Raw genomic sequence first — 19827 nt, 5'->3', positions numbered from 1 at the left:
CCGTGAAAGTCCGAAAAGACTTACTTGGCGGTGCTGAAGTCGCGCTTTTCCTTGATCTTCGCAGCCTTACCGCGCAGTGCACGCATGTAGTAAAGCTTGGCGCGACGCACGTCACCCTTGGTGACGAGCTCGATCTTGTCGATGATCGGGGAGTGCACCGGGAAGGTACGCTCTACGCCGACACCGAAGGAAACCTTGCGGACCGTGAAGGTCTCACGGATGCCGTCGCCCTGGCGGCCAAGGACGAAGCCCTGGAATACCTGGACGCGGGAGTTCTTGCCTTCGATGATGTTCACGTGAACCTTGAGGGTGTCACCCGCGCGGAACTCGGGAACATCGGTGCGCAGCGAGGCTGCATCTACGGAATCGAGGATATGCATTGATCCACTCCTGGTGAACGCCACAGGTCATTCACTTTGGGTCACGGCGGCCAAGCCCGGACAGAAGTCCGGAAATTGCCGCCGAAAGTGTTGTGTCCGGTCCCGCCACTGATTGGCGGTACCGGGTTGCCTTGCTGTTGGCTGCGCTCCCCCTGTGGCAGGTGCGGTGCCCAGCAGACACAAAGACTCATTTTGCCACATCCGGCGGTCTACAACCAATTGCCGCCGGAGGTTTAGGAGGCGGGCTGGCTTCCGGCGTCCGGCCGCCTCTTGAGGTGACCGTCGACGACGTCGTACCCCAGGTCCGCGAGAGCAGTGCGGTCCGCGCGGGGAAGACTGCCGGCGTCGAACGCCTCCAGCAGGTCCGGGCGGCGTTCCGCCGTCCGCCGGTACTGCTCATGCCGGCGCCACTGCGCGATTTTTCCGTGGTTGCCGCTGAGCAGCACCGCCGGCACTTCCCGTTCCCGCCAGACGGAGGGTTTGGTGTAGACGGGGTACTCGAGCAGGCCGTCGGAGTGTGACTCCTCCACCAGGGATTCGGGATTGCCCACCACGCCCGGCAGCAGCCGGCCGATGGCCTCCACCATGGCCAGGACGGCAACTTCGCCGCCGTTGAGCACGTAGTCGCCCAGGCTCACCGGGCGCACCGTGAAGTACTCTTCGGCCCATTCGATGACGCGTTCGTCAATTCCTTCGTACCGGCCGCAGGCGAAGACCAGGTGGTCCTCCTCGGCAAGCTCGTAGGCGAGTGCCTGATTGAAGCGCTCCCCTGCCGGTGACGGCACGATCAGTACCGGCTTGCCGGCGTCCGCCGGCTGGGCCGCGGCCACCGATGCCAGGGCCTGGGCCCAGGGCTCGGCCTTCATGACCATACCGGCGCCGCCGCCGTACGGAGTGTCGTCCACCGTCCGGTGGCGGTCCGTGGTGAAGCTCCGGAGGTCGTGGACGCTGAGGTCCAGCAGGCCGTCCTGGCGCGCCTTGCCGATCAGCGACAGTTCCAGCGGTGCCAGGTACTCGGGAAAGATGCTGACGACGTCGATCCTCATCTAGCCTGCGGCTCCCGGCTGATCCTCTTCGTCAACAGAGGGGCTGACCTCGTCACTGCCCTCGTGTTCGGTGTTGATCTCGAACAGTCCGGCCGGCGGCGTCACCAGGACATAGCCTTCCTCGACATTGACCTCCGGGACGATCTGCTCCACGAACGGGATCAGGATTTCCTTCCCGTCGGGCGTCTCCACGACGAGCAGATCCTGTACGGGCATCGTGTTCAGGCCGGAGATCTTGCCCACGACCTGGGAGCCCACGCGGGCTTCGAGGCCAACGAGCTCGTGTTCGTACCAGCCCTCGTCGTCGTCCTCGTCGAGTTCCTCTGTCTCGATGAACAGCTTGGCCCCGCGGAGGGTCTCGGCCTCGTTCCGCGTTTCGATCTCCTCGAAGGCGAGCAGCAGGATGTCCTTGTTCCAGCGGGCACTGTGCACTGTCAGGGGGCCCGCCGACGCCGGCTCCACCACGAATTCGGTTCCCGGGACAAAGCGGTCTTCGGGGGCATCGGTGAGTACCTGGACTGTCACCTCGCCGCGTATTCCGTGGGGCTTGCCGATTCGTGCCACCTGAAGCTGCATGTGATCCTCTGTTCCGGAGTGCGTTTCTCAAAGTTTGCGCTGCGCCGTGATCGGCCAGCGGGCGGTGAAAGCAGTACGGCCCCTCCACCGTTGCTGGTGAAGGGGCCGGACTTAAGACAAGTGTTGCAGGCGCGTTACCGGCGGCGGTCGGTGTCGACGACGTCGACCCTGACCTGCTCGCCATCTGCCAGTGCAGCCACCACAGTGCGCAGTGCGCGCGCGGTGCGGCCCTGGCGTCCGATTACCCGTCCCAGGTCTTCCTGATGAACGCGCACCTCGAGGGTATCCCCGCGGCGGTTGCTCTTCGCGCTGACCTTGACATCCTCAGGGGAGTCAACGATTCCGCGGACAAGGTGTTCGAGCGCTTCTGCCAGCAACTTACTCAGCCTCGGTGGTCTCTGCTTCAGCCTCGGCGGGAGCTTCTGCCTTGGCCTTCTTGGTGATGGCTTCCGGGATGATCACGGAACCCTTTTCCGGGGCGACGAAGGCTTCCTTGGCAACCTTGGTCTTCAAGGTGCCTTCCTGGCCCGGGAGGCCCTTGAACTTCTGCCAGTCGCCGGTGACCTTGAGGATCGCGGCAACCTGCTCGGACGGCTGTGCGCCGACGCCGAGCCAGTACTGGGCACGGTCCGAGTCGACCTCGATGTATGAGGGCTCCTCAGTGGGGTGGTACTTGCCGATCTCTTCGATGGCACGGCCGTCACGCTTGGAGCGTGCGTCCATGACGACGATGCGGTAGTACGGTGCGCGCATCTTGCCGAAGCGCTTAAGGCGAATCTTTACGGCCACTTTTGTGGTCACTCCTGTTTCTGAAACGGGCTGAACCCATGTTTCTGCACCCGTGGGGCGGGCCATACTTGGGGGTTCGAAAGGACAGGATCCAGACGCGGAGAGAGGGGCCACGCAGATCGAGTACCTGTTTATTGTGCCAGATCAGCGGCCCGATTTCGACTTGACACAGGCCTGGCGCTGCCGGGACAGGTCAGGAAGACCAGACGTACAGGCCGGTGCGGCTGTTTTCGTCGACGCTTCCGGCGAGTTCCGCCAGCTGCTGGACGTACTTCCGCGCCTCGCCTGCCCCAAAGGGCATGTCGTCCTCGGCGGCCCATCGCTCGGCGACGTCGTCAAGGACGTTGCCCTCGCCCTCTGACTCGTAAGTGACCAGCTCCGCCAGGGCCCGGACCATGGCCGGCGGCACGCCGAGCAGAGAGTCGCTGGCAACATCCACCATGGCCAGTTCATAGTCGGCACCGGCCGCATGGACAGCCGATCCGGCGAGGTCGCCGAGCTGTTCGATTTCAAAGTCGCTGATCCCCGGGATGCGCACGCCGGCGGCCGGGGCGGCGGCGCCCGAGTCGAGGTCGGCTGCGCGCTTAAGGGCGTCACTGTGCGTGGCAACAAAGATTTCGGTGAAACCCATGGAATTCGTCCTCGTTCCGTCGACGGCGGGAGCCTGGGCGGCGGCAACGCCGCCCAGATGTTCGAAATCAGCCTAACCCAGAGATGCGGCGTCCGGCTTAGCGCACGGCGACGCGGATCCGGTTGCGCCACGGGTCCTCGAAGCGAAGCTCCGCCCCCGTGTGGTGGGCAGCGACGCCGGCGACCTTCAGTCGGTCGGCGAGCGCGCCGACGTCGTCCCCCGTCGGGACCTCGATGAGCACTTCGCCGAGCCCGAGGGTGTCCCGGCGCGGTCCGGCGCCGCGGCTGTTCCAGACGTTCATGGCCATGTGGTGGTGGTAGCGGCCGGCCGAGACGAACAGGGCCTGGCCGTGCCAGCCTGCGGTCTTTTCGAACCCCAGCGTCCCGACGTAGAAGTCGTGGGCCGACTGGACGTCGCCGACCTGCAGGTGCACGTGGCCGACGCCGGCCTCCGTGCCGCGCTGCCCTTCCAGTGCACCTTCGGTCAGGTGGTCCTGCAGGTACTTCTGCGGCGGCAGGGCGAGGCTGTCCATGACCACGTTCTTGCCGTCCCAGGACCACGCCTCGCGGGGGCGGTCCCAGTACAGCTCGATGCCGTTCCCTTCAGGGTCGCTGAAGTAGAAAGCCTCACTGACAAGGTGGTCGGCGCTGCCCGTGAACAGCTGCGGCTCGTACTGGGCGGCGGTGGCGACCGTGGCAGCCAGGGCGGCCTGGTCGTCGAAGAGGAGTGCTGTGTGGAAGAGGCCGGCTTCGCCGCGTCCCGGAATGTTGAGCCCGGGGGCGGGGGCCAGGTGGACCAGCGGGGTGTTGAGCCGTCCAAGGTAGAGGCCGCCGTCCTGCTCGGCCACGACGTCGAGGCCGAGGGCCCTCTGGTAGTAGTCGGTCATGAGCTTCATGTCTCCGACCTTGAGCATCACGGTGCCCATGGTGAGATCGGCAGGAAGAAGATCTTGGCTGCTGGCTGCTGGTGTCATGTGAATACTCCCGACTCCCTCGCCACCGTATTTCGATGGTCTCTATACATCTAAATTACTTGAAGCTTCAATTTATTCCCAGCGGACGACACTCCCCCGCAGCACGACGGCCTGCAGATGCCTGATGGTCCCGGGCACTTCCCGCGGATCTTCTGCGCACACCACCACATCCGCGCTGGCGCCCTCGGCCAGGCCGTCCGCCCGCAGCCACCGGCGGGCCCTCCAGCACGCAGCATCCAAAGCGGCCGCCGCGGGGAGCCCCGCAGCGTGGAGCGCCAGGATCTCGTCCGCGATCCGGCCGTGCCTGATCACGCTGCCCGCGTCGGTCCCGGCGAAAATCTCCACGCCGGACTCCCAGGCTTCCCGGATCCGCTCGTTCCGGCGTTCCCACAGCGCCCTCATGTGGGCCGCATAGCGGGGGAACTTGGGCGCTGCCTGGGCGGCAATGTCCGGGAACGTCGCAATGTTGACGAGCGTGGGCACGATCGGCACGTTCTGCTCCACGAACCGCGGGATGTGCCGCGGCAGGAGCCCCGTGGCGTGCTCAATGCAGTCGATTCCGGCGTCCAGCATGTCGTCGAGGACGTCCTCGCCGAAGCAGTGCGCGGTGACCCTTGCGCCCTCGTCATGGGCAGCGCGGACCGCGTCCCGGACAGCCGTGGCCGGAAACGACGGCGCAAGGTCGCCGGCGTCGCGGTCGATCCAGTCGCCCACCAGCTTGATCCAGCCGTCCCCGGAACGCGCCTGCTTCCGGACCGCTTCCACCAGCTCCTCCGGCTCAACCTCGACGGCGAAATTCTTCAGGTACCGGCGGGTCCGGGCGATGTGCCGTCCGGCCCGGATGATCCTCGGCGCCTCCGGGCGCCGCTGCAGCCACCGGGTGTCACTGACCACTCCGGCGTCCCGGACCAGCAGCGTGCCGGCGTCGCGGTCGGTCATCGCCTGGGCATAGGCCACGTCGTCATCCACGGCGCCGGAAGGCCCGAGCCCGATGTGGCAGTGCGCGTCCACGAAGCCGGGCAGCACCCAGCCGTCGAGGACCAGGTCCGGGCTCCGGCCCGGTCGGTGAAAGGTCAGCTTGCCGTCCACGGCCCACAGGCCGGTCCGTTCCTGGTCCGGGCCGGTGAGCACCGTCCCGGTGAATTCGATGATGCGCGCCATGGATCCAGCCTGTCACATCAGGCGTGGGCGGGCACCGGCAGGCCGCCCTGTGGTAGCTTCGTCTACGACCACACGGGTGCCCCTGCAGGGGCTGAGATCGGGCTAGCGCAGCCTGCGACCGTTGAACCTGTCCGGGTAATGCCGGCGAAGGAAGTGAGCAGTAAATGAGCACCCAGAAAAAACAGCTGATCCCTGCCCAAAACGAAACTGCCCGGAACGAGGCAGCCCAAGGCGGGACCGGCGAGGACACCACCCAATCGCTGAAGTCGCATTCACTGGCATACATCGAGGGAGACGGCCTCCGCGTTCCGGTCACGGAAATAGCCCTGGAACCGTCACCCAGCGGAGAACAGAACGAGCCGTTCCGGGTCTACCGGACCGCCGGCCCGGGCAGCGACCCCGTCGTGGGCCTCGCGCCGTTCCGCGCGGAATGGATTGCAGCCCGGGGCGACACCGAGCCCTACAGCGGCCGGGAAAGGAACCTGCTCGACGACGGCCGGTCGGCCGTGCGCCGCGGCGCAGCGTCCGCGGAGTGGAAGGGCGCGCAGCCGGTGCCCCGCCGCGCCGTCGGCGGTAAGACGGTAACCCAAATGCACTATGCCCGGCAGGGCGTCATCACCCCGGAGATGCGGTTCGTGGCGCTCCGGGAGAACTGCGACGTTGAACTGGTCCGCAGCGAAGTGGCGGCAGGGCGCGCCATTATCCCGAACAACATCAACCACCCCGAGTCCGAGCCCATGATCATCGGCAAGGCCTTCCTGGTGAAGATCAACGCCAACATCGGCAACTCGGCCGTAACGAGCTCCATTGCCGAAGAGGTGGACAAGCTGCAGTGGGCCACCCAGTGGGGCGCGGACACCGTGATGGACCTCTCCACCGGCGATGACATCCACACCACCCGCGAATGGCTGATCCGCAACTCGCCGGTCCCCATCGGCACCGTTCCCATCTACCAGGCGCTGGAAAAGGTCAACGGCGAAGCCAACGCGCTGACGTGGGAGATCTTCCGCGACACCGTGATCGAGCAGTGCGAGCAGGGCGTGGACTACATGACCATCCACGCCGGGGTCCTGCTGCGCTACGTCCCCCTGACGGCCAACCGGGTGACCGGCATCGTGTCCCGCGGCGGCTCGATCATGGCGGGCTGGTGCCTCGCACACCACCAGGAGAACTTCCTGTACACCCACTTCGACGAGCTGTGCGAGATCTTCGCGAAGTACGACGTCGCCTTCTCCCTCGGTGACGGCCTGCGGCCCGGGGCCACCGCGGACGCCAACGACGCCGCCCAGTTCGCCGAGCTGGACACCCTGGCCGAGCTGACCCAGCGGGCCTGGGAGTACGACGTGCAGGTCATGGTCGAAGGGCCCGGCCACGTCCCGTTCCACCTGGTGCGGGAGAACGTGGAGCGCCAGCAGGAACTGTGCAAGGGCGCCCCGTTCTACACCCTGGGCCCGCTCGTGACGGACATAGCACCCGGCTACGACCACATCACCTCCGCCATCGGCGCCACGGAAATCGCCCGCTACGGCACGGCGATGCTCTGCTACGTGACGCCCAAGGAACACCTGGGCCTGCCGAACAAGGACGACGTCAAGACCGGCGTGATCACATACAAGATCGCCGCCCACGCCGCGGACCTCGCCAAAGGCCACCCTGGAGCCAACGAGAGGGACGATGCCCTGTCCAAGGCGCGCTTCGAGTTCCGCTGGCGGGACCAGTTCGCCCTGTCCCTGGACCCGGTGACCGCCGAGGCATTCCACGACGAGACGCTGCCGGCCGAACCGGCCAAGACCGCGCACTTCTGCTCGATGTGCGGACCCAAGTTCTGCTCCATGCGCATCAGCCAGGACATCCGCAACGAGTACGGCTCCGCGGAAGCACAGGCTGCTCTGGCCGAGATGGCCGAAGGGATGCGGGAGAAGAGCCAGGAGTTCCTGGCCGCCGGCGGGAAAGTTTATCTGCCGGAGCTGAAGCTTCCCGAGACAGCCCGCCAGTAAGGGCCTTTTCGGGCCCCGTCCGGCAGGCATTGGGGGCCGGCCGGACGCGGGCCCGGGCGGGACGCTGCCCTGCGCGGGCGTGGGGGGTGAGGGTCAGGATGCCTGCGGCTGCTGCCGCCGGCTGACCTCTGCAATGAAGGACCGGATAAGACGGTCGCCCTCCGCGGAGTCCTGAGGCCGGTGCCCTCCCGCAGCAGTGCGGTGCAGGGCACCGGTCTCCCGCAGGTAACCGGCGATTTCCTCATAGAGGGGCTCCCAGCCCCCCGTGAGAACCAGAGTGGGAACGCCCGGAACAATCTGCAGCGGCGCCTGCCAGGGCGGTGCCTGCAGCCGCAGCCGCCTCGCCGCGCGCTGGGCCTCCGGGGTACTCGGAGCGTGGCCTTCCGCGGCAAAGGCACGGCGCAGAAACTCCCGCTCGTAGTCGTCGTCGCCGAGCTGGTGCCGGACCTCGAAGAGCGGCTCCATCAGCGCCCGGTGGGCCGCCGTGGCGGGCAGTTCGGCAGTCAGCGACAGGCAGGCCGGCTCCACGAGCGTCAGCGAGAACACGAGGTCGGGCCGTTCGACCGCAGCCATCATCGCGGCGATCGCGCCCTGGGCATGGGCCACGATGTGGCCGCCGGCCCCGCCCCGGCCATCGTCTGCCAGCGACCGCAGCACGATCCGGGCGTCCTCGGCGAAATCCGTTTCCAGCGGCTCTGCTTCGGCATCGAACCCGTGCCGCCGTAGGAAGAGCGCGTCGTACTGCAGGGCCATGCCGTGCTGGCGCGGCCAAGCGGCGGAGCCGAAGCTTCCGGCGCCGTGGACGAACACTACCCGCTGCTTAAACATGACCCAACCTTATGGCAGCGGTCCGACATCCGGGCAGACAGGCATGGCCGCGCCTACTTGCCGAGGAACTTGTCGAAGCCCTTGGGAAGGTTCATCTGGGACGGATCGAAGTCGCCGCCCTGCTGGCCGAAGGACGCGCCGGTGGGCAGCGCCTTGGCTGCGCTGGCGCGCCGGGCCTCCGCATCACGGAGTTCCTGGGCTGCCTTGGCGGGGTTGCCCGAACGGGCTTTCTTCTTCGGTGCGCTCTTGGCGCCCTTGCGTGCGCCACCGCCGCCGCCCATGCCCGGCATCCCGGGCATTCCCGGCATGCCGCCGCCCTGCGCCATCTTCTTCATCATCTTCTGGGCCTGGCCAAAGCGCTCGAGCAGGCCGTTGACCTCGGAGACGTGCACGCCGGAGCCCCTGGCGATGCGGGCGCGGCGTGAGCCGTTGATGATCTTGGGGGCGAGCCGCTCGTGCGGGGTCATGGAACGGACGATCGCCTCGACGCGGTCGATCTCGCGCTCGTCGAACTGCTCCAGCTGCTGGCGGATGTTCTGGGCGCCGGGCATCATCATGAGCATTTTCTTCATGGAGCCCATGTTGCGGATCTGCTGCATCTGGGCGAGGAAGTCATCCAGCGTGAAGTCTTCCTGGTCGGCGAATTTCTTCGCCATCCGGGCAGCTTCGTCCTTGTCCCAGGACTTCTCAGCCTGCTCGATCAGGGTGAGGACATCGCCCATGTCGAGGATCCGGGACGCCATGCGGTCCGGGTGGAACATTTCGAAGTCGTCCACGCCTTCGCCGGTGGACGCGAACATCACAGGCTTTCCGGTGACCGACGCAACGGACAGCGCGGCACCGCCACGCGCGTCGCCGTCGAGCTTTGACAGCACCACGCCGGTGAAGTTGACGCCTTCATCGAAGGCCATCGCCGTGTTCACGGCGTCCTGGCCGATCATGGCATCGATCACGAAGAGGACTTCGTTGGGGACGATGGCCCGGCGGATCTGCCGCGCCTGTTCCATCATGTCGGCGTCGACGCCGAGGCGTCCGGCCGTGTCAACGATGACGACGTCGTGCAGCTTCTGGCGGGCCTCTTCCACGCCGGCCCGGGCGACGGCGACCGGGTCGCCTGCCGGGTGCTCCAGCTCGGAGGTCGCGCCGGGGTGCGGGGCGAAGACGGGGACGCCGGCGCGCTGGCCGACGACCTGCAGCTGGGTCACGGCGTTGGGGCGCTGGAGGTCGCAGGCCACCAGGATGGGGCTGTGGCCCTGACCCTTCAGCCACTTGGCGAGCTTGCCCGCGAGGGTGGTCTTGCCCGCGCCCTGGAGGCCCGCGAGCATGATGATGGTGGGTCCGGTCTTGGCCTTGCGGATGCGGCGGGTCTCGCCGCCGAGGATCTCCACGAGCTCCTCGTTGACGATCTTCACAATCTGCTGGCTGGGGTTCAGCGCCCCGGACACCTCGGCGCCGAGGGCGCGTTCACGGACCTGGCCGGTGAATTCACGGACCACGGGCACGGCAACGTCGGCGTCCAGCAGGGCCCGCCGGATCTCACGGACTGTGGCGTCGACATCTGCCTCGGTGAGGCGGCCCTTGCCACGGAGATTCTTGAAGGTTGCTGTCAACCGGTCAGAGAGTGAATTGAACACGCGCCGTGCACTTCTTTCAGTGGATGTACGGATGGCGGCCCTGCGGCACACCAGCGTCTCGGCTGCTGTTGCCAGCTGCGTCGACGACGGGACTCGACTATCTAGGGTACCAAGACGGGCATGCAAGATGGCATGCTGGCACAGTGACGAGCCAAACTACTGTAAAAACCCTGCTCATCCTCGGTGCTTCCGGCGACCTGACAGGACGGCTCCTGCTTCCGGGATTGGCCCGCCTGGTGGCCACCGGCCGCGCGGGCGGGCTTCGGCTCGTAGGTGCAGGCTCCGATCCGTGGCCGCAGGAGCAGTGGCAGGACCGCGTCCATACGGCCTTCGCCGACGCAGCCGGTACGGCCGATGACGCCGGGAAGCAGGCCCTCGCGGCGCTCGAGGAAGCTACGGCCTACCGCCAGCTGGACGTCACCGCCGACGGCCCCCTGGCCTCCCTGCTGGCTGAACTCGAGGTCCCCGTGGCCGTCTACTTCGCGTTGCCGCCCCATGTGAGCCAGAAAGCCTGCGAAATCCTGCAGCCCGGCCAGGTCCCGGCCGGCACCCGCCTGGTCATGGAAAAGCCCTTCGGCTCGGGCGAAGAGTCGGCGCGCGAACTGAACCGCACGCTCCTGACCCTCGTCCCGGAAGACCACATCCACCGCGTGGACCATTTCCTGGGCAAAGCCACCGTCCTGAACATCCTCGGCCTCCGCTTTGCCAACAACTTCCTGGAGCCCGTCTGGAACCGTGGGCACATCGCAAAGGTGGAGATCATCTTCGACGAGGACCTGGCCCTCGAGGGCCGGGCCCGCTATTACGACGGCGCCGGAGCGCTGCGGGACATGATCCAAAGCCACCTCCTGCAGATCATGGCGCTCATGGCCATCGAACCTCCGGCCACGATCGGCGAGCGCGACCTCCGCGACGCCGTGGCCGCCGTGCTTCGCGCCAGCAGCATCAAGGCTCCGTACCAGGCCAGCACGCGGCGTGCCCGCTACACCGCCGGCAGCCTGGACGGCAGGACGGTCCCGGACTACGTCAAGGAACAGGGCGTGGATCCGGGCCGAAACACGGAAACGCTCGCTGAGGTCCGGGTGGACATCGACAATTGGCGCTGGAAGGACGTGCCCTTCATATTGCGTTCGGGCAAGGCGCTCGGGGAAAAGCGGAAGGAAGCCGTGGTGACGTTCCGGCCGGTCCCCCACCTGCCCGAGGGATTCACGGGCATCGACGCCCCGAACAAGCTCAGGATCGGTTTCGGGCCGGACACGCTGGAGCTCGACGTCGACGTCAACGGACCCGGGGACATCTTCCGCCTGGACCGCACCACGCTCCTCGCAGAGCTGAGCGCCTCCGAGCTGCTCCCCTACGGGGAAGTCCTGGAAGGTGTCCTGACCGGCGACCCCCTGCTGTCCGTCCGTGGCGACACTGCCGAGGAGTGCTGGCGGGTCATTGAGCCGGTGCTCGAGGCCTGGGCCAGGAACGCCGTCCCGCTCGAGGAGTACGACGCCGGCACGTCCGGTCCCGAGGGCCGGTTGGGTTCCGCGCGGACCGACTAGCTCCGGGCGCGCAAGAAGGGCCGGTCACCCAGAGGTGACCGGCCCTTTCGGCATTGCCTGCGGCTGCCGGGTTGCGGTGTCAGATGGCGGCTACGCCGCGTTCACCTGTCCGCACCCGCACTGCTTCAAAGACATCCATGGTCCAGACCTTGCCGTCGCCTGCGCGGCCGGTGTTGGAACTGGCGATGATGACGTCGAGGATGTCATCAGCCTGTTCGTCCGTGGCCAGAACCTCCACGCGGATCTTGGGCAGCAGGTCCACGTTGTACTCGGCACCCCGGTAAACCTCGGTGTACCCCCGCTGCCGGCCGTAGCCGCTGGCTGCACTGACCGTCAGGCCCTGGACCCCGTAGGCCTCCAGGCCTTCCCGGATGGATTCGAGCTTCTCCGGTCGGACGATTGCTGTGATCAGTTTCATGCCCCCACGCTTTCCTTGCCTGATGCTGTCTCGGTCTTCTGCTCTGCGGTTCCTTCAGCGGGCACGGAGTCCGTACCGCTGGTCGGGGCGTTGCCCTTGATCAGTTCATGCAGCGGCTGGAAGCTGCCGCCATGGCCGCCGACACCGAACTCGTAGGCGGTCTCGGCGTGCAGGCTGAGGTCCACGCCCACCGCTTCCTGTTCCTGGGAAACGCGGAAGCCCATGGTCTTGTGGATCGCCAGGGCGATGATCAGCGTCAGAATGGCCGAGTAGGCGATGGCGATGCCGGCCGCTGCCAGCTGTGCCCAGAGCTGGGCCAGGCCGCCGCCGTAGAACAGGCCGCCGCCGACGCCGTCCGCCGGAAGGGCGATGAAGCCCAGCGCCACGGTGCCGATGATGCCCGAGACCAGGTGGACACCGACAACATCGAGCGAGTCATCGAAGCCCCAGCGGAACTTCAGCCCGACGGCAAGGGCAGATGCGGCACCGGCCACGAGGCCGAGCCCCAGGGCACCGACGGGGCTGACGTTTGCACAGGCCGGGGTGATGGCGACCAGGCCGGCGACGACGCCGGATGCAGCGCCCAGGGAGGTGGGGTGCCCGTCACGGACACGTTCGGTGATGAGCCAGCCAATCATGGCTGCGGCAGGTGCCGCCAGGGTGTTGACCCAGATCAGGCCGCCCTGCTCAGCGCTAGAGGCCAAGCCGCCGTTGAAGCCGAACCAGCCGAACCAAAGAATAGCCGCGCCGAGCATAACGAACGGGATGTTGTGCGGGCGGTGGTTCGGGTCCTTGCCGAAGCCCTTGCGGTTGCCGATGATCAGAACGAGGATCAGAGCCGCCACACCGGCATTGATGTGGACCACGGTGCCGCCGGCGAAGTCGATGGCCGGGCCGAGTGCCTTGCCGATCGCGCCTTCCTCACCGAACAGGCCGCCACCCCAGACCATGTAGGCCAACGGGCAGTAGACCAGGGTTACCCAGACGGGCACGAACACGGTCCACGCGCCAAACTTGGCGCGGTCCGCGATGGCTCCACTGATCAGGGCCACGGTGATGATGGCGAAGGTTGCTCCATAGCCGACAAGAATGAGGCCGTCCGGTTCCGTAATGCCCTCAAGACCGAAGTTGGCGAGCGGGTTCCCGACCATCTGCAGGAAGCCGTCGCCGCCCGTCATGGAGTAACCCCAGAGTACCCACACAACGCTGACGATGCCGATGGAGATGAAGCTCATCATCATCATGTTCAGTGCTGCCTTGGCGCGCGTCATGCCGCCGTAAAAGAATGCCAGACCTGGTGTCATGAACAGCACGAGTGCCGCCGCCACCATGAGCCATACGTGACCTGCGGTAAGTTCCATGGTGCACGTCCTCCCTGTGATCGATGTTGCGGATGTTTCCGCTTGGCCAACGCCATTTGCGTCCTACATAAAGTTTTGCCCCGGTGTGTTTCGCTGGCGGAGGATTTAGATTGCCGCTCTGTTACAAGAACCTCCCGGAAGTAAATGGTGCATATCTGGCTTGTTACGGTTATGTTTCAGCGTTCGCAATCCCGCTTTTCCCGCCCGCATCCCAAGGATCACCGCGTCATGCCCCTCCTCCCCCGTCCCGCCTCCGGAAGACCGCGGTTCCCAGCCGTCAGGCGGACCGGAGATGCCCGGCTGCCCCGTGACATCAAGGTGATGCTGGTCGCGGCGTTCCTTATCGCCCTCGGTTTCGGGCTCGTGGCGCCGGTGCTTCCGCAGTTCGCCACCACTTTCGACGTCGGCGCTACCGCAGCGGCCGTGATCGTCAGCATCTTCGCGTTCATGCGACTCGTGTTCGCTCCCGCGGGCGGGGCGCTGATCGGGCGGCTGGGCGAGCGGCCTGTCTACGTCGCGGGGCTGCTGATTGTGGCGGCGTCAACCGCGGCCTGCGCCTTCGCACAGGACTACTGGCAGCTGCTGATCTTCCGGGGCCTCGGCGGCGCCGGGTCCGTCATGTTCACGGTGGCGTCCATGGCACTCGTGATCAGGCTGGCCCCTCCGGAAAGCCGGGGCAGGGTTTCGGGAGCCTATGCCTCCGCGTTCCTGATCGGCAACGTCTGCGGACCCATCGTGGGAGGCCTGCTGGCCGGCTTCGGGCTGCGGGTTCCGTTCCTCGCCTACGCCGCAGCCCTGGTCCTGGCAGCGCTCGTGGTGCAGACGCAGCTTAGCCATGTGCCGGGCGGCGGCGGCCGCGACGGATCAGCCGCGCCGGACATGAAGTTTGGCGAGGCCCTGGCGGACAGTGCCTACCGGGCGTCGCTGTTCTCGAGTTTCGCCAACGGCTGGGCCACGTTTGGCGTGCGGATGGCCACGGTGCCCCTGTTCGCCGTCGCCGCCCTCGGCGCCGGCCCGGAGGCGGCAGGCTGGGCGCTGGCAGTGTTTGCCGCCGGAAACGCCGTCGCCCTCACGTTTTCGGGGAGGCTTGCTGACAGTCTCGGCCGCAAGCCGCTGATGATCGCCGGGCTCGTGGTCACCGGCACGGCAACGGGCGGGATAGGACTCACGCAGGGCCTGGGCTGGTTCCTTGCCGCCTCGATGCTTGCCGGAGTGGGCGCCGGGCTGCTGGGCCCCGCCCAGCAGGCAGCTGTGGCCGACGTGATCGGCCGTGAACGGTCCGGCGGCCGGGTGCTCGCCGCTTACCAGATGACCGCCGACATCGGAGCCATCCTCGGGCCGGTGTTCGCCGGCCTCCTGGCGGATGCGTTCGGGTACGGCTGGGCGTTCGCGGCGACGGGTGGGGTGCTGCTGCTGGCGGCTGTCGCGTGGCTGTTGGCCCGCGAGACTGCGGTGCGGCACCCCTCGGAGGCGCCGCAACCGCATTAGGCAGTAACTCGCGGCGGAGCTAGTTCAACAGCGCGTCGACGAATCCCTCGGTGTCGAAGGGCGCCAGGTCGTCCGCGCCTTCGCCGAGCCCGATGAGCTTGACGGGCACTCCGAGGGTCTTCTGGATGGCGACGACGATGCCGCCCTTGGCCGTCCCGTCCAGCTTGGTGAGGACGATGCCGGTGATGTTGACGACTTCAGCGAAAACCTTGGCCTGGTTGAGCCCGTTCTGCCCGGTCGTGGCGTCGAGCACGAGGAGCACCTCGTCAACCTCTGCGAGCTTCTCGATGACGCGCTTGACCTTGCCGAGCTCGTCCATGAGGCCGACTTTGTTCTGCAGGCGCCCGGCGGTGTCGACCATGACGACGTCGACTTCCTGGTCGATGCCGGCCTTGACCGCCTCGTAGGCGACCGAAGCCGGGTCCGCGCCGTCGATGTCGGACTTGACGGTCGGCACGCCTACCCGCTGCCCCCACGTGGCCAGCTGCTCCGAGGCGGCCGCGCGGAAGGTGTCCGCGGCGCCCAGCAGGACGTCCTTGTTCTCTGCGACGAGGACGCGGGCCAGCTTGCCGACGGTGGTGGTCTTTCCGACGCCGTTGACGCCGACCACCATCATCACGGCTGGCGTGTCCGCGTGGCGTTCGACCCGGAGGCTCCGGTCCATGGTGGGGTCGACCAGTTTGATCAGCTCTTCGCGGAGGAGTGCTTTCACGTGCTCCGGCGAGCGAGTGCCCAGGACCTTCACGCGCTCGCGGAGGGCATCCACGAGCTCCATGGTGGGTTCGGTGCCGAGGTCGGCCAGGAGCAGGGTCTCCTCCACTTCATCCCAGACGTCCTCGTCGATCTTATCGCTGGAGAGGAGCGCCAGGAGGCCCTTGCCCAGGACGTTGTTCGACTTGACGAGGCGCTCCCGGAGGCGCGTGAGGCGTCCTTCAACAGGCAGCGGGGTCTCGACAGCGATGGTTTCCAAGCCGGCGACGTCGTCGGGAACCTCGGTGACAAGGCCGCCGTCGACGTCGACGCCGTCGGGCGCCTTCCGTCCTGGAGCCGCCACCGGGCGGTCCTCGAGGAGGGTCCCTCCACCTCCCGGCGGCAGCACGGGATCGTTGGCGTCGCGGGTTCCGGGGTACTGCTTCCCGGACTTGCGTGCCTTGAGCAGCACCGGGACCAGCCCGCCGATGACCACCAGGGCAGCGAGAATGGGCAGAAGAATTGGAAGGAGTTCGTTCACACTCCCTAGCTTCTCATAACAGCCCAGGGCGCTGCGGGCGGGGCCCGAACTATACGTTCGCGCTAGACGTCGGCTCCCAGGCGCTGGCTGATCACGGTGGAGACGCCGTCTCCCCGCATGGTGACCCCGTAGAGGGCGTCCGCCACCTCCATGGTGCGTTTCTGGTGGGTGATGACGATGAGCTGGCTGGATTCGCGGAGCTCTTCGAAGATCGTAATGAGGCGGCCCAGGTTGGTGTCGTCCAGCGCCGCCTCCACCTCGTCCATCACATAGAAGGGTGAAGGCCGGGCCTTGAAGATTGCCACGAGCAGCGCCACGGCCGTCAGGGAGCGTTCGCCGCCCGACAGCAGCGAGAGCCGCTTGATTTTCTTTCCTGCCGGCCGCGCCTCAACCTCGATGCCCGTTGTCAGCATGTCATCGGGGTCGGTAAGGACCAGCCGGCCCTCACCTCCCGGAAACAGCCGGGAGAAGACGTGGACGAACTGCGCCGAGGTTTCCGCGAACGCCTCCGCGAAGACTTTCTGCACGCGGTCATCGACTTCCTTGATGATGTCCAGCAGGTCCTTGCGGCTGGACTTGAGGTCTTCCAGCTGCGTGCTCAGGAACTGGTGCCTCTCTTCCAGCGCCGCGAATTCCTCCAGCGCCAGCGGATTGACCTTGCCCAGCGACGCGAGGTCCCGTTCTGCCTTGCGCAGCCGCTTTTCCTGCTCGTCGCGGACGAAGGGCTTCCCCGCCACGAGCGGTTTGCCCTCGTCATCGACGGGCGCCCGGAGCTCCGCCCATTTGTCGGCGGATCCGGCTGCCGGCAGCGGAACCGGCCTGTCCGGTCCGTAGTCCCCCACAAGCTGGTCGGCGGTCAGGCCCAGCTCTTCGATGGATCTGTTCTCCAGTGCCTCGATCCGGAGTTTCTGCTGCGTACGAGCCAGTTCGTCACGGTGCACCGAGTCCGTCAGATCGGCGAGCTCCCGGGCGAGGGAGTCGTTGGCAGTACGGACGTCCGCCAGTTCGCGGTCCCGCTGCTCGCGGTTTTGCTCGGCAATGTCGCGTTCCATGCCGGCCAGGTCGACGGACGCGTCGCTGAACCGGATGATGTGGTCCACAGCCTCTGCCACGGCGGCGGCCCGGCGGGCCTGGATTCTGCGGCGGCGCGCCCGCTCGGCGGCCTCTTCCCGGGCCCGGCGTTCGGACGCGGCAGCCCGTTCCAGGGAGGTCGCCCGGTTGCGGATGGCGGACAGCTGCTCCTCGGCGCTGCGCAGCGACAGCCGGGCGTCCATCTCGGCGGACCGCGCGAGGGCTGCGGCAGCGGCCAGCGCATCACGCTCGTCGGTGGACGGCTCGGCCTCGGCAGGTGCCTCCTGGGCGGCGGCGAGCCGCGCGGCAATCGCAGTGAGGGCTTCCTGTTCGGTCGCGATGCTGGCTTCGGCGCGTGCCAGCGACGCTGCCAGCCTGTCGCTCTCGCCCACTGCGCTGCGCAGCACTGAATTCAGGTGGCCGAGCCGTTCGGCCACGGCCGCGAGGCGTGCGTCGGAGTCATGGAGCCGTTCGAGGGCTGCGTCCGCCCGGTCCTGCGCCCCGGTCCGGCGCGATTCCGCTCCGGCCAAAGCGAAACGGTTTTGCTCCAGTCCGGCGGTGACGGCGGCGAGTCTTGACGCGGCGTCGTCGACGGCGGCCTGCACCTCGAGCAGCGACGGCGCCTTGGCGGAGCCGCCGGTGACGGTGAAGGCGGTGAAGACGTCGCCTGCCATCGTGACCGCGGTCAGCTCCGGCCGCTCGCCGATCAGGGCGGCGGCCGATTCAAGATCGTCGACGACGGCGGTGCGCGCGAGCAGCTGCTGCACGGCTGCCCCTGCGGGGCCGGCGGCAGTAATCAGGTCGGTTGCCCAGCGGGCACCCTCAGGCAGAGCCGCGTCCTGCGTCTCAGCCGCCGCCGGGGGGCCGCCCGGCTCCGGCTGGGCTTCGAGCAGCAGTGTTGCCCGGCCGGCGTCGTCGTCCTTCAGGAGCTGCAGTACATCAGCGGCGGCTCCACTGTCCCGCACCACCACGGCGTCTGAGGCGCTGCCGAGCGCGGCGGCGATTGCGGCCTCGCAGCCGGGCGTTACCGCCAGCTCCGAGGCCAGGGGCCCGACGATGCCCGGCAGGGCGGCGCCGAGGACGTGTTCGGAACCGTCCTTGCGGTTCAGGCCCAGGCTCAGGGCATCGTGCCGGGCCTTGAGCGCGTCGCGTTCCCGCAGGGCCTCGCGCTCGGCGCTGCGCAGGGAATCGATCTCCGCCAGGACGGCGTCCAGCGCCGCGCTGGCTTCCTCGTACTCCGCATCGAGGGACTCTTCGCCCTCCTCCACCCCGGCGACCTGGGATTCCAGCGCCGTGAATTCGGACTGGGCCTGCTTCCTGCGTTCCTCGCCGGCCGCCTTGGATTCGCGCAGCCGGCCCACTTCGGCCTGCGCTGATTCGACCCTCGACCTCGCCGCCGCAACCTGGCCGGCCAGCCTCGCCAGGCCTTCGCGCCGGTCGGCCGCTGCCCGCAGGGCGGCAGTGAGGCGCCTTTCCTCGGCGGCGGCGGCGCTTTCTGCCTCGCTCTTTGCGGCGGTGGCGGCTTCCAGGGCATTGCGTCTGCCGACGATGTGCTGTTCGAGTTCCGCCTGCTCGGTCCGGACGCGGGCCGCTTGCCGCTCCAGCTGGTCAGGGTCCCGGCCCGGCTCGGGGGCGGCGTCCGCTGAGCCCAGCAGCCGGCACCGTTCCCGCGCCAGTGAGCCGAGGGACCGCAGCCGCTCGCGCCCGGCCGAGAGCTGGTACCACGTGTCCCGCGCCGCATTCAGCCGGGGCGTGGCCGCAGCGGCAAGCTGTTCCAGCGTCGCCTGGCGACGGCGGCCGGCCTCAAGATCCCGTTCGACGACGGCCCGCCGCGCCTTCAGCGCGGTTTCATCGGCAACTTCCTGCGCCAGGTTGTTGCGGAGCTGGACCAGGTCGTCGGCCAGCAGCCGTGCCCGGGCGTCCCGGACCTCGAACTGCACCGTCTGGGCGCGCCGCGCAATCTCCGCTTGTTTGCCCAGCGGCGTGAGCTGCCGCCGGATTTCGCCGGTGAGGTCGCTGAGCCTCTGCAGGTTGGCCTGCATGGCCTCGAGCTTGCGCACGGTCTTTTCCTTGCGCCGCCGGTGCTTAAGAATGCCCGCGGCTTCCTCAATGAACCCCCGCCGGTCCTCGGGCGTGGCATGCAGCACCTTGTCGAGCTGGCCCTGGCCGACGATGACGTGCATCTCCCGTCCCAGGCCCGAATCGGAGAGCAGCTCCTGGATGTCCAGCAGGCGGCACGCGGCACCGTTGATGGCGTATTCGGAACCGCCGGTGCGGAAGAGCGTGCGGGAGATCGTCACTTCGCTGTATTCAATGGGCAGCGCACCATCGGCGTTGTCGATGGTGAGGGAGACGTGCGCCCGTCCCAACGGGGGCCGGCCGGCGGTGCCGGCGAAGATGACGTCTTCCATCTTGCCGCCGCGGAGGGTCTTGGCTCCCTGCTCGCCCATGACCCAGGACAAGGCATCGACCACGTTGGACTTGCCGGAGCCGTTGGGCCCCACCACCGCAGTGACGCCGGGCTCAAAGTCGAAGGTCGTCGCCGAGGCAAACGACTTGAAGCCCCTGACGGTCAGACTTTTGAGGTGCAAGGTGTTTCGGATCTCCTGAATGGCGGCAGCGGCTGCGTTTCTGCCCTAAATCTACTGCCACGAAGCCCGGATTCCGCGGATTTACGGCGTTCCGGCCACCGAGAC

The 19827-nt window shown here is 67.4% G+C and carries 17 protein-coding genes and 1 riboswitch; of the genes, 3 read left to right on the top strand and 14 right to left on the bottom strand.

Features of this window, described 5'->3' with window-relative positions; genetic code table 11:
- Nucleotides 1-20: 20 nt before the first annotated feature.
- The 8 genes from rplS to JYA52_RS13840 form a co-directional block, all read right to left on the bottom strand.
- Nucleotides 21-380 carry a 50S ribosomal protein L19 gene (gene rplS / locus JYA52_RS13875; protein WP_056632605.1) on the bottom strand — a complete coding sequence of 120 codons (360 nt, stop codon included), beginning with the start codon at nt 378-380 and terminating at the stop codon, nt 21-23.
- A 233-nt stretch (nt 381-613) separates the two neighbouring features.
- A complete protein-coding gene (gene trmD, locus JYA52_RS13870; protein ID WP_205653750.1) occupies nt 614-1426 on the bottom strand; it encodes a tRNA (guanosine(37)-N1)-methyltransferase TrmD in 813 nt (270 codons plus the stop codon).
- Nucleotides 1427-2002, bottom strand: coding sequence for a ribosome maturation factor RimM (gene rimM / locus JYA52_RS13865; RefSeq protein ID WP_205653749.1), 576 nt, complete (start codon nt 2000-2002; stop codon nt 1427-1429).
- A gap of 134 nt (nt 2003-2136) precedes the next feature.
- Nucleotides 2137-2379 (bottom strand): RNA-binding protein, encoded by a 243-nt coding sequence (locus JYA52_RS13860; RefSeq protein ID WP_205653748.1) that lies wholly within the window; start codon nt 2377-2379, stop codon nt 2137-2139.
- Nucleotide 2380: 1 nt separating this feature from the next.
- Nucleotides 2381-2791, bottom strand: coding sequence for a 30S ribosomal protein S16 (gene rpsP / locus JYA52_RS13855; RefSeq protein ID WP_056632653.1), 411 nt, complete (start codon nt 2789-2791; stop codon nt 2381-2383).
- Nucleotides 2792-2984: 193 nt separating this feature from the next.
- Nucleotides 2985-3422: a hypothetical protein gene (locus JYA52_RS13850; protein WP_205653747.1), complete on the bottom strand. Its 438-nt coding sequence runs from the start codon at nt 3420-3422 to the stop codon at nt 2985-2987.
- Between the two features lie 97 nt (nt 3423-3519).
- Entirely contained in the window at nt 3520-4395 is an 876-nt protein-coding gene (locus JYA52_RS13845) for a VOC family protein (RefSeq protein ID WP_205653746.1), read from the bottom strand.
- Between the two features lie 72 nt (nt 4396-4467).
- Nucleotides 4468-5556, bottom strand: coding sequence for an amidohydrolase family protein (locus tag JYA52_RS13840; RefSeq protein WP_205653745.1), 1089 nt, complete (start codon nt 5554-5556; stop codon nt 4468-4470).
- A gap of 62 nt (nt 5557-5618) precedes the next feature.
- A riboswitch (TPP riboswitch) is annotated at nt 5619-5726 on the top strand.
- Between JYA52_RS13840 and thiC the strand changes: the two genes are divergently transcribed.
- Complete coding sequence (gene thiC / locus JYA52_RS13835; protein WP_205653744.1) at nt 5721-7553, top strand: phosphomethylpyrimidine synthase ThiC; 1833 nt, start codon at nt 5721-5723, stop codon at nt 7551-7553. (Overlaps the previous riboswitch by 6 nt.)
- A 93-nt stretch (nt 7554-7646) precedes the next feature.
- On the opposite strand, the gene JYA52_RS13830 is transcribed toward thiC, so the two are convergent.
- On the bottom strand, nt 7647-8381 hold the full coding sequence (locus tag JYA52_RS13830) for an alpha/beta fold hydrolase (protein ID WP_205653743.1): 735 nt from the start codon (nt 8379-8381) through the stop codon (nt 7647-7649).
- A 53-nt stretch (nt 8382-8434) separates the two neighbouring features.
- Complete coding sequence (gene ffh / locus JYA52_RS13825; protein ID WP_205653742.1) at nt 8435-10015, bottom strand: signal recognition particle protein; 1581 nt, start codon at nt 10013-10015, stop codon at nt 8435-8437.
- Nucleotides 10016-10158: 143 nt separating this feature from the next.
- Between ffh and JYA52_RS13820 the strand changes: the two genes are divergently transcribed.
- Nucleotides 10159-11562 carry a glucose-6-phosphate dehydrogenase gene (locus JYA52_RS13820; RefSeq protein ID WP_307869370.1) on the top strand — a complete coding sequence of 468 codons (1404 nt, stop codon included), beginning with the start codon at nt 10159-10161 and terminating at the stop codon, nt 11560-11562.
- Nucleotides 11563-11641: 79 nt separating this feature from the next.
- Here the strand turns inward: JYA52_RS13820 and JYA52_RS13815 are convergent, their stop codons facing one another.
- Complete coding sequence (locus tag JYA52_RS13815; RefSeq protein ID WP_131131786.1) at nt 11642-11980, bottom strand: P-II family nitrogen regulator; 339 nt, start codon at nt 11978-11980, stop codon at nt 11642-11644.
- Nucleotides 11977-13341, bottom strand: coding sequence for an ammonium transporter (locus JYA52_RS13810; RefSeq protein WP_205653741.1), 1365 nt, complete (start codon nt 13339-13341; stop codon nt 11977-11979). Before JYA52_RS13810 ends, JYA52_RS13815 begins: the two co-directional genes overlap by 4 nt.
- A gap of 228 nt (nt 13342-13569) precedes the next feature.
- Between JYA52_RS13810 and JYA52_RS13805 the strand changes: the two genes are divergently transcribed.
- Entirely contained in the window at nt 13570-14829 is a 1260-nt protein-coding gene (locus JYA52_RS13805; RefSeq protein ID WP_205653740.1) for an MFS transporter, read from the top strand.
- 19 nt (nt 14830-14848) lie between these two features.
- Here the strand turns inward: JYA52_RS13805 and ftsY are convergent, their stop codons facing one another.
- Nucleotides 14849-16060, bottom strand: a complete 1212-nt coding sequence (gene ftsY / locus JYA52_RS13800) for a signal recognition particle-docking protein FtsY (protein ID WP_205653739.1) — start codon at nt 16058-16060, stop codon at nt 14849-14851.
- 62 nt (nt 16061-16122) lie between these two features.
- Complete coding sequence (smc, locus tag JYA52_RS13795) at nt 16123-19722, bottom strand: chromosome segregation protein SMC (protein ID WP_205653738.1); 3600 nt, start codon at nt 19720-19722, stop codon at nt 16123-16125.
- Nucleotides 19723-19827: the final 105 nt, after the last annotated feature.

The sequence above is a fragment of the Arthrobacter pascens genome, assembly GCF_017052465.1.
In the GTDB taxonomy this organism is placed as follows: domain Bacteria; phylum Actinomycetota; class Actinomycetes; order Actinomycetales; family Micrococcaceae; genus Arthrobacter; species Arthrobacter pascens.
The sequence above is the reverse complement of the archived record's forward strand: the minus strand, read 5'-3'. Positions and strand labels throughout refer to the sequence as shown.

Excerpts from the sequence above, each read along its gene's own strand:
- JYA52_RS13840 (WP_205653745.1), bottom strand. The coding sequence starts at position 5,556 with ATGGCGCGCATCATCGAATTCACCGGGACGGTGCTCACCGGCCCGGAC.
- JYA52_RS13845 (WP_205653746.1), bottom strand. The coding sequence starts at position 4,395 with ATGACACCAGCAGCCAGCAGCCAAGATCTTCTTCCTGCCGATCTCACC.
- rimM (WP_205653749.1), bottom strand. The coding sequence starts at position 2,002 with ATGCAGCTTCAGGTGGCACGAATCGGCAAGCCCCACGGAATACGCGGC.
- JYA52_RS13850 (WP_205653747.1), bottom strand. The coding sequence starts at position 3,422 with ATGGGTTTCACCGAAATCTTTGTTGCCACGCACAGTGACGCCCTTAAG.
- trmD (WP_205653750.1), bottom strand. The coding sequence starts at position 1,426 with ATGAGGATCGACGTCGTCAGCATCTTTCCCGAGTACCTGGCACCGCTG.
- rplS (WP_056632605.1), bottom strand. The coding sequence starts at position 380 with ATGCATATCCTCGATTCCGTAGATGCAGCCTCGCTGCGCACCGATGTT.
- JYA52_RS13830 (WP_205653743.1), bottom strand. The coding sequence starts at position 8,381 with ATGTTTAAGCAGCGGGTAGTGTTCGTCCACGGCGCCGGAAGCTTCGGC.
- JYA52_RS13805 (WP_205653740.1), top strand. The coding sequence starts at position 13,570 with ATGCCCCTCCTCCCCCGTCCCGCCTCCGGAAGACCGCGGTTCCCAGCC.
- JYA52_RS13815 (WP_131131786.1), bottom strand. The coding sequence starts at position 11,980 with ATGAAACTGATCACAGCAATCGTCCGACCGGAGAAGCTCGAATCCATC.
- thiC (WP_205653744.1), top strand. The coding sequence starts at position 5,721 with ATGAGCACCCAGAAAAAACAGCTGATCCCTGCCCAAAACGAAACTGCC.
- JYA52_RS13810 (WP_205653741.1), bottom strand. The coding sequence starts at position 13,341 with ATGGAACTTACCGCAGGTCACGTATGGCTCATGGTGGCGGCGGCACTC.